General features: G+C 69.1%; 8 protein-coding genes. 5 read left to right on the top strand and 3 right to left on the bottom strand.

Annotated features, from left to right (window positions below; all coding sequences use genetic code 11):
- The first annotated feature begins 22 nt into the window (after nt 1–22).
- From H3309_RS10910 to H3309_RS10895, 4 genes are all read left to right on the top strand, one after another.
- A complete protein-coding gene (locus H3309_RS10910; RefSeq protein WP_398398159.1) occupies nt 23–976 on the top strand; it encodes an aspartate carbamoyltransferase catalytic subunit in 954 nt (317 codons plus the stop codon).
- Complete coding sequence (locus tag H3309_RS10905) at nt 973–2187, top strand: dihydroorotase (protein WP_182294740.1); 1215 nt, start codon at nt 973–975, stop codon at nt 2185–2187. The genes H3309_RS10910 and H3309_RS10905 overlap by 4 nt, the downstream gene beginning before the upstream one ends.
- A gap of 71 nt (nt 2188–2258) precedes the next feature.
- Nucleotides 2259–3230 (top strand): SPOR domain-containing protein, encoded by a 972-nt coding sequence (locus H3309_RS10900; protein WP_182294739.1) that lies wholly within the window; start codon nt 2259–2261, stop codon nt 3228–3230.
- A 176-nt stretch (nt 3231–3406) separates the two neighbouring features.
- Entirely contained in the window at nt 3407–4570 is a 1164-nt protein-coding gene (locus H3309_RS10895) for a BaiN/RdsA family NAD(P)/FAD-dependent oxidoreductase (RefSeq protein WP_182294738.1), read from the top strand.
- A 360-nt stretch (nt 4571–4930) separates the two neighbouring features.
- On the opposite strand, the gene H3309_RS10890 is transcribed toward H3309_RS10895, so the two are convergent.
- Nucleotides 4931–5989, bottom strand: a complete 1059-nt coding sequence (locus tag H3309_RS10890) for an MBL fold metallo-hydrolase (protein ID WP_207791495.1) — start codon at nt 5987–5989, stop codon at nt 4931–4933.
- The gene (locus H3309_RS10885) at nt 5986–6657 is read right to left on the bottom strand and encodes a DUF1013 domain-containing protein (RefSeq protein ID WP_243453698.1); all 672 of its coding nucleotides are present in this window, start codon (nt 6655–6657) and stop codon (nt 5986–5988) included. Before H3309_RS10885 ends, H3309_RS10890 begins: the two co-directional genes overlap by 4 nt.
- 163 nt (nt 6658–6820) lie before the next feature.
- On the opposite strand from H3309_RS10885, the gene H3309_RS10880 reads away from it, so the two are divergent.
- Entirely contained in the window at nt 6821–7495 is a 675-nt protein-coding gene (locus tag H3309_RS10880; RefSeq protein ID WP_182294737.1) for a hypothetical protein, read from the top strand.
- On the opposite strand, the gene H3309_RS10875 is transcribed toward H3309_RS10880, so the two are convergent.
- Nucleotides 7496–8320, bottom strand: coding sequence for an IclR family transcriptional regulator domain-containing protein (locus tag H3309_RS10875; RefSeq protein ID WP_182294736.1), 825 nt, complete (start codon nt 8318–8320; stop codon nt 7496–7498). It lies immediately after the preceding gene.
- Nucleotides 8321–8351: the final 31 nt, after the last annotated feature.

The raw sequence follows: 8351 nt of genomic DNA, 5'->3' as shown, positions 1-8351 counted from the left end.
CACTTCCCTATGGGGGGTGTTTATGGCGAGCATCGACGACCCCTTTCCCTATCGGCACCTGCTGGCGATCGAAGGGATGAAGCCGTGGGAGATCGGCTTTCTGCTGGATGAGGCGGCGCAGTGGGTGGATGTGGGGCGGCGGGCGCGCAAGCATGACGACCGGCTGGCGGGGCTGACGCAGATCAACGCCTTTTTCGAGAACAGCACGCGGACGCTGTTGAGCTTCGAGATTGCGGGGAAGCGGCTGGGGGCGGATGTCGTCAACCTGTCGGCCGGGGCCAGCAGCCTGAAGAAGGGCGAGACGCTGCTGGATACCGCGCTGACGCTGAACGCCATGCGGCCCGACGTGATCGTGATCCGGCATGAGGCATCGGGCGCGGTGGGTTTGATCGCGGAAAAGGTCGATTGCCCGGTGCTGAACGCCGGCGATGGCCGGCATGAACATCCGACGCAGGCGCTGCTGGATGCGCTGACCATCCGGCGCCGAAAGGGCCGGCTGGAGGGGCTGGTGGTGGCGATCTGTGGCGACATCCTGCACAGCCGGGTGGCGCGCAGCAATTTCCACCTGCTTGCCGCCATGGGCGCGGAGGTGCGGGCGGTGGCGCCGCCGACGCTGATGCCGGCGGGCGTGGCGGCGCTGGGGGCGGTGCCGTTCACCGACATGGAGGCGGGGATCGCGGGCGCCGACGTGGTGATGATGCTGCGCCTGCAGCTGGAGCGGATGGACGGCGCCTATGTGCCCAGCACGCGGGAATATTTCCGCACCTTCGGGCTGACGGTGGAGCGGTTGCGGGCGGCCAAGCCCGATTGCCTGGTGATGCATCCGGGGCCGATGAACCGCGGGGTGGAGATCGACAGCGCGGTGGCGGACGACATCCAGCGGAGCGCGATCAGCGAACAGGTGGAGATGGGGGTGGCGGTGCGGATGGCGTGCCTGGACGTGCTGACGCGCGGCCGGCGGGAGGAGGGCCGGTGAGGCCGCTGCTGATCCGCGGCGCGCGGCTGGTGGATGGCGATGGCGAGCGCGCCGGCGACCTGTTGATCGTGGAGCGGCGGATCGCGGCGCTGGGGACGGTCGATGCCGGCGGGGCCGAGGTGATCGAGGCGGCGGGCAAGGTGCTGGCACCGGGCATCATCGACACGGCGTTCCGGGTGGACAAGGCGGCGACGATTGCTGGCGGCATCACCGGCGTGCTGCTGATGCCCGACCAGTCGCCGGTGCTGGATGAGCCGGCGCTGGTGGAGCGGGCGGAGCGGTTGGGCAAGCCGCAATTGTGGGTGCATCCGCTGGCGGCGGCGACGCGCGGCCTGCGGGGAAGCGAGCTGGCCGAACTGGCGTTGCTGCGGGAGGCCGGCGCGGTGGCGGTGGCGACGGGACGCGCCGCGATCGAGGATGCCAATGTGATGCTGCGGCTGCTGCGCTATGCCGCCGGGCTAGGGCTGGTGGTGGTGAGCCATGGCGAGAATGTGGCGCTGACGGCCGGCGCCGCGGCGACCGAGGGCGAGGCGGCGATGCGGCTGGGGTTGCCGGCGGCGCCGGCGGTGGCGGAGGCGATCCAGATCGCGCGTGACCTGCGGCTGGCGGCGCTGGCCGGCGCCAGGCTGCATGTGGCGTGCGTGACCACCGCCGAGGGTGTGGCGCTGCTCCGCGCCGCGCGGGCCGCGGGACAGGATGTGAGCGCCGCGACCACGCCCGACTATCTGCTGCTGAATGAGGGCGCGGTGACGGGATACCGCAGCTTTGCCCGGCTGTCGCCGCCGCTGCGGTCGGAGCGCGACCGGCTGGCGCTGCGCGAGGGCGTGGCGGATGGTACGGTGGCGATGCTGGTGAGCCGGCATGATCCGCGCAGCGCGGAGGAAAAGCGGCTGCCGTTCGCGGATGCGGCGCCGGGGGCGGCGGGGGCGGCGACGCTGCTGCCGCTGGCGCTGGCGCTGGTGCGGGACGGCGTGCTGGATTTGCCGGGGTTGATGCGGGCGCTGAGCGCCACGGCGGCGGCACGGTTCGGGGTGCCGGGCGGCCGGCTGGGGGTGGGGGAGCCGGCGGATCTGCTGCTGTTCGATCCGGATGCGCCGTGGCGGATCGAGGCGGATGCGCTGCCCGGCAAGGCGGGCAACACGCCGTTCGATGGTCTGCCGGTGCAGGGACGGGTGCTGTTAACCATCAAAGGTGGCGAGGTGCAGCGATGAGCCGTGCGCTGGTGTCGCCGGATGGTGGCCGGGATGCTGCCGGTTCAGCCGCTGACTGATACAGGATGAGGATGGTTCGGGCTGTTCTGTTGGCGTTGGTCGCGTGGGGGCTGCATGCGCCGGCGATGGCGACGGTGGCCGAGGGCGTGGCGAAGTGGCGCGCGCAGGACTGGGCCGGCGCGGTGGCGGAGTGGATCACGCCGGCGGCGCGGGGTGACGCGGACGCGCTGTTCAACCTGGGGCAGGCCTACAAGCTGGGGCGCGGGGTGCCGCAGAGCATGGCCACGGCGCAAGATTATTACCGGCGGGCGGCGGAAAAGGGGCATCTGGCGGCGACCGCCAACCTGGGGATCACGCTGTATCAGGATGGCCGGAAGGGCGAGGCGCTGACCTGGCTGCGCACGGCGGCGGACAAGGGGGACACGCGCGCCGCCTATGTGCTGGGGGTGGCGAGTTTCAACGGGGATGGCGCGCCGCGCAACGGCGTGCTGGGCTATGCCTATATGCTGCTGGCGCAGCAGGGGGGATTGACGCAGGCGGACGGACAGGCGGCGCGGATGGCGGTGATGCTGAGCCCGGCGGAGCGGGCGCGCGGCGAGGCGGCGGCGGCGGCGCTGGCGGCGGGCGAGCCGGTGCCGGTGGAGCTGCTGGCCGGCGGGCGGGCCATGCCGGTGCCGCGGGAGGTGGCGGCGACGGCGCCGGCATCGGAGGACCAGGCGGAGAGCGCCGAGGCGAAACCGGCCGCGGAGGCGGCGAAACCGGCGCCGCGCCCGGGCCGGACGGAGGAGGCGAGGGGCACCACCGACATGCTGGGGTGGCGGGTGCAGCTGGGCGCCTATAACAGCGAATTGGTGGCGCGGAATGCCTGGGCGACACTGGTGGCGCAGCAGGCGGAGGCGCTGGAGGGGGCGAAGCCGGTCTATCTGAAGCGCGGCGGGCTGGTGCGGTTGCAGATCGGGCCGTTCGAGGAGCGCGGGCCGGCGCGCGAGCTGTGCGCACGGCTCGCGGCGGCGGGGCGGCCCTGTTTCGTGACGGATAAATAGGGGGCGGGTCGTTGCGGGCCCCCTCCGTCAGGCTTCGCCTGACACCTCCCCCGCAAGCGGGGGAGGGGCTTGGACCCGCAGGTTCGATAAGCGCTGTGAGTTTCAAAGGGCCCCGGTGCGAGCCTGGGGTGACGGGGGCTGTCGTCAGGAGCGATTGTTGCCGGTAGGGAAGGTCGATGCAGCCGGTTTATGATGCGATCATCCTGGGCGCCGGGGGTGCCGGGTTGATGTGCGCGGGGGTGGCGAGCCGGCGCGGCCGGCGGGTGCTGGTGGTGGACCATGCCGAGGCGCCGGGGAAGAAGATCCTGATCTCGGGCGGGGGGCGGTGCAATTTCACCAATCTGGGGGCGATGCCGGAGCGCTATATCTCGGCGAACCCGCATTTCGCGCGCTCGGCGATGAGCCGCTATACGCCGGCGGATTTCCTGGACCTGGTGGAGCGCCATGGCATCGCCTGGCATGAGAAGACGCTGGGGCAATTGTTCTGCGACGGCAGCGCGCGGCAGGTGGTGGCGATGCTGCTGGCGGAGGCGGCGGAGGCGGAGATCGCGCTGGGACAGGCGGTGACCGGGGTGACGCATGCCGACGGGCGGTTCCGGGTGCGGCATGGCGGGCGGGAGAGCGAGGCGGCGTCGCTGGTGATCGCGACCGGGGGGCCATCCATTCCGAAGATGGGGGCGACGGGGTTCGCCTATGAGCTGGCGCGGCAGTTCGGGCTGAAGGTGGTGCAGCCGCGGCCGGCGCTGGTGCCGCTGACGCTGGCCGATCCGCTGTTCCAGGGGCTGTCGGGCGTGGCGGCCCCGGTGGTGGCGCGGGCGGGGGGCGCGGCGTTTGCCGAAGCGGCGCTATTCACGCACCGGGGGCTTTCGGGGCCGGCGATTTTGCAGGTGTCATCCTATTGGCGGCATGGCGAGGCGGTGGCGGTGGATTTCCTGCCGGAGGCGCCGGCGGACTGGTTGCGCGGGGTGAAGCGGGCCCGCGGGCGGGTGGGCTTGCGGACGGTGCTGGGGGAGGTGCTGCCGGGGCGGCTGGCGGATGCGCTGGTGGAGCGGCTGGGGGTGGCGGGGGAGCTGGCGAATGTGGCGGATGGCGCGCTGGCCGCGGCGGAGGCGCGCTTGCGGGGGTGGGCATTCGTGCCGACCGGGACGGAAGGCTATGCCAAGGCGGAGGTGACGGCGGGCGGGATTTCGACGGCGGGATTGTCTCAGAAGACGATGGAAGCGCGGCATCTGCCGGGGTTGTACGCGATCGGCGAGGCGGTGGATGTGACGGGGTGGCTGGGGGGGTATAATTTCCAGTGGGCGTGGGCGAGCGGCGTGGCGGCGGGGGAGGCGGTGTGAGCGAGGGGCCGACACGTCGCCAGACCCGGGCATGAAAAAAGGCCGCTGCGCGGGGCGCAGCGGCCAGGGTTCAGGGAGGGGGCGCGGCCGATCCGAGGGACCAGCGGCGCCCATCGGACGGGGTGAAGGGGGAAATCAGCCCGTCCGAGTGTCTATTTGGTAGTGGGGGCGGGTTACGTCAACCCATCGCTGTTGGTTAAAACCGTGAAAAAGCGTTAGAGCCTGATTGGTAAATCGCCCATGCCGGGCTGCGAACGCCGATTTTCTGCGCTCCGATGCTCACGACCCTGAAGGTCGCTGCGCTTCGGTGCTCGAAAATCAACGTTCTCGCCACGGCCTGAGCAGTTTCCCAACAGACTCTCAGCTGCGGATGAAGCGGTCCGTCGCCTTGTCGGGCAAGCGGCGCAGGCGGTTGCGGCGTTCCAGCCAGTGGAGGTGGGCGAGCGCTTCGCCGGTGGCCATCTGCAATTCGCCGGGCTGGACGGGGCGGCGGAACAGGGTTTCGAAGCTGGCATGGGCGGTGCGGGGTTCGGTGCAGAAGCTCTCGAGCGCGTCGAGCTTGCGGTGGTGGTCGGCGGCGAGCTGGTCGAGGCGGGTGTGGGCGCGGGTGAAGGGCTCGTTGTGGGCGGGCAGCACCAGCGTGTCGGCGTCGATCTGCCGCAGGTGGTCGATGCTGTCGAGCCAGTCGCCGAGCGGGTCGGCCAGCGGTTCGGTGGGATAGACGCTGACGTTGGAGGTGATGCGCGGCAGCAGCTGGTCGCCGGCGATCAGGATGCGATCCGATTCGCTGTAGAGGCAGGCATGTTCGGGGCTGTGGCCGCTGCCCATGATGAGGCGCCATTGGCGGCCGCCGATGGTGAGGATCTGGCCTTCGCGCAGGCGGGTGTAGCCGGCGGGGAGCGCGTGGACGGCGCGGCCGAAATTGCCCCAATTCTGTTGGCGCAGGGGTTCGACGTCGGCGTCCGGCCAGCCGGCGCGGGCGTAGAAGGCAATCGCTTCCTCCGGCCAGGCGGGACGGACATCGGACGTGAGGGTGCGGGCGAGCAGATATTCGGCGCGCGCCATTTCCAGCGGCACGCCATATTTGCGGCAGAGCCAGCCGGCGAGGCCGAGGTGATCGGGGTGGTAATGGGTGACGATGACGCGGCCGACGGGCTTGCCGGCGAGCGGGCCTGCGAGGGCAGAGCGCCAATGGTCCTTGAGCGCGGTGAGGGCGACGCCGGTGTCGACGACGGCCCAGCTGGCACCGTCATCGAGCAGCCAGAGGTTGATGTGGTCGAGGCTGAAGGGCAGCGGCATGCGCAGCCAGAAGATGCCCGGCGCGACCTCGGCCAGGCCGCCGTTGTCGGGCGTGAAGCGGCCGTGCGGGTAGGCGAGGCCGCGCAGCTCGTCCGGCGTGCGGGGGGCGGCGGGGATCAACTCTTGAACAGGGTTTCGGCGGTCAGTTCCTCGCCGCGGAGGATGCCATCAGCGGCGCGCGCGGCCGCCTCGCGCTCCGTGCGGAGCTGTTCGAGCATGGCTTCGCGGTCGCTGCCGAGGCGGGTGTCCTCGACGGGGGCCAGGCCGGCGCGCTTGGCGGCGAGCGCCACGGTCGCGTCCAGCTCGCGCTGGCTGCACAGGCCGAGGGTGACGGGGTCCTTGGGCGTGATGTTGGCGATGTTCCAATGCTCGCGGCTGCGGATGGCGGCGATGGTGTGCTTGGTGGTGCCGATCAGCTTGCCGATCTGGCCGTCGCTGACTTCGGGGTGGTTGCGGATGATCCAGGCGATGCCGTCGGGCTTGTCCTGGCGTTTCGCCAGCGGCGTATAGCGGGGGCCGGTGGTGCGGCGGATCTGCGCCGGGCCCTTTTGCAGTTGCAGGCGGTAGTTGGGGTCGGCCTGGCCCTTGTCCAGCTCGGCCTGGGTGAGTTCCATGGCGCGGATGGGATCGCGCGCGGTGAGCTTGGTCGCGGCGGTTTCGTCGGCGATCGCCTGCACCTCGAGGATGTGGATGCCGCAGAAGGCGGCGATCTGGGCGAAGGTGAGGGCGGTGTTCTCGACGAGCCAGGTGGCGGTGGCGTGCGGCATCAGGGGGGTGGCTTGCGTCATGGCTGTGCTCCGGTCACGAAAACGGCCACCCCTTGCGGGATGGCCGGACACCTCTCCATGACGCAATGCACTCTTGGAATCAAGCCATGCATTGTGTCATCGACATTGACAGCTGTCGGATGGACAGTATGAAAGAAGGAGGGATAGACTGGGGGAAGTAAAAATGTTTATTAGTCGTGCAGCTGCAATTCTGACCGCTGGTCTGACACTAGCGTGTACATCGCCTGCAATGGCGCAATACACGGCGTCGGTTGTACGTCAAGAATTGCCTGCTGGGCAGATGATGCTTCGCGAGGGTACAGTTATTAGGTTGAAAACGCTTGATCCGCTTAATTCTAAATTCTCGAAAGTTGGGGATCGTTTCAATCTCACAGTAGAAGAAGCGGTGAAGGTCAACGGTATAACGATTATACCGGCTGGCGCCCGGGCTGTTGGTGAAGTAACCAATGTTATAAAGAAGGGCTCATTTGGTCGTTCAGGAAAAATGAACACTCAGCTTTTATACGTTATGCTTGGAGATCAAAAGGTAAGGATCGATGGAAAATCGTATGATCAAGGATCAAGCGGAACGGCTGCAACCGTTGGCGTTGCCATTGTTGCAGGGGTCTTCTCCGCTTTCGTGACAGGAAAGTCTGCGGATTTCCCGATAGGGACTGCGATGAATGGATATACGGCGGAAGATACAGTCGTCGCCGTTGAAAGTGCCCCTATCGCTCCAGTGACAATTTCGGCCACGCCGACCGCGGCTGTTCCGACAGCAATACCGGCGGCTGCGCCTGCTTCACCGGCGGCTGCGCCACCTGCGGGTGTGTCAACGCCTGCGACGAAAGGAAATTGATCAGCCGCCGCTGACCTTTGCCATGTCGGCGGCGATCAGGGTGGCGGTGCGTTTGAGGTCGGGGATGAACTGGGCCTCGGCGCGGGCCATGGGCATGGCGCTGGCGAAGAAGATGAGGGCCATGGCACCGACCAGTTCCTGGCCGCCGCCGGCGTGCTGGCGGAACAGCGGGACGGCGAGGCTGCTGGTCTTGCCGGGGGTGGCGGTGTAGCTGTTGCGGGCTTGCGTCGCGTAGCCGCGGGTGCGGATGTCCTCCAGCGTGCGGCTGTCGCGGGTGAGGAGGGTGGCCATGCGCTCGGCCGGTCCGTCCAGCCGTTTCAGGCCTTCGAGGACGCGGGCGCGCTCGTCCGGGTCGGCATGGGCGAGCCAGGCCTTGCCGGTGGAGCATTCGGTGAGGGGCAGGGTGTAGCCCGGCGCGTAGTTGTTGAGGGTGAGGCTGGTGAGGCGGTGCGTGCTGTCCCGCACCATCATGCTGTTGCCGACGCGGGTGCAGACGCTGATCGGCCAGCCGACGGCGCGGCAGAGCGCGACGATGTGGGGCCTCGCGGCGTGGATCAGGTCATCCTCCTCCTGATAACCGACGGCGAGTGTTTTCACGAGGGCGGTGGGGCGGTAGCGCTTGCGGGCGGGTTCGCGTTCGATCATGCCTTCGTCGATGAGCGTGGCGACGATGCGGCAGGCGGTGGGGTAGGGCACCTGCGCCTCGCGGCAGATCTGCATCATGCTGATCGAGCCGCCGCGGTTGATGGCCTGGAGCACGGCGAGGCCGCGGCCGATCGAGCGGACATGCTCGCGCGGGCTCTCGGAGGTTTCGCTATCCGCCATGCGGTCAGATAAGCGGCATCGTGCGCTTGCG

Origin of the sequence: Sandaracinobacteroides saxicola (assembly GCF_014117445.1) — a bacterium.
Classification (GTDB): domain Bacteria; phylum Pseudomonadota; class Alphaproteobacteria; order Sphingomonadales; family Sphingomonadaceae; genus Sandaracinobacteroides_A; species Sandaracinobacteroides_A saxicola.
Note: the sequence above shows the minus strand (reverse complement) of the source record. Positions and strands in the feature narration are given on the sequence as shown.

Coding starts and splice junctions, on each gene's coding strand:
- H3309_RS10910 (WP_398398159.1), top strand. CDS start 23: ATGGCGAGCATCGACGACCCCTTTCCCTATCGGCACCTGCTGGCGATC.
- H3309_RS10900 (WP_182294739.1), top strand. CDS start 2,259: ATGGTTCGGGCTGTTCTGTTGGCGTTGGTCGCGTGGGGGCTGCATGCG.
- H3309_RS10895 (WP_182294738.1), top strand. CDS start 3,407: ATGCAGCCGGTTTATGATGCGATCATCCTGGGCGCCGGGGGTGCCGGG.
- H3309_RS10885 (WP_243453698.1), bottom strand. CDS start 6,657: ATGACGCAAGCCACCCCCCTGATGCCGCACGCCACCGCCACCTGGCTC.
- H3309_RS10880 (WP_182294737.1), top strand. CDS start 6,821: ATGTTTATTAGTCGTGCAGCTGCAATTCTGACCGCTGGTCTGACACTA.
- H3309_RS10875 (WP_182294736.1), bottom strand. CDS start 8,320: ATGGCGGATAGCGAAACCTCCGAGAGCCCGCGCGAGCATGTCCGCTCG.